Source organism: Pseudoduganella danionis (assembly GCF_009720775.1).
GTDB classification, from domain to species: Bacteria; Pseudomonadota; Gammaproteobacteria; order Burkholderiales; family Burkholderiaceae_D; genus Rugamonas; species Rugamonas danionis.
The window spans coordinates 1-254 of sequence record NZ_WNKW01000049.1; the positions used below are offsets into that span (position 1 = coordinate 1).

At 45.7% G+C, this 254-nt stretch carries 1 rRNA gene; it reads right to left on the reverse strand.

The features are described from left to right. Positions 1–110: ribosomal RNA gene (locus GM655_RS22665) — 16S ribosomal RNA — on the reverse strand; the annotation flags it as partial. Positions 111–254 lie beyond the last annotated feature (144 nt).

The following is a 254-nucleotide window of genomic DNA, read 5'->3' on the forward strand; positions in this document are numbered from 1 at the left end:
TCACCCGTTCGCCACTCGCCACCAGAGCAAGCTCCGTGCTGCCGTTCGACTTGCATGTGTAAGGCATGCCGCCAGCGTTCAATCTGAGCCAGGATCAAACTCTTCAGTTTAATCTCTGTTTGTTTGCCATTTCTGGCACCAGCATTGCTGCTGGGTCGCTCACTCAAAATACTGACAGTTCGCTTCTTTTACAAAGCGTCCTATTTCATTTATTTCTTGTGAACATTTGATATTTTTTAAGTATCACGAAGACT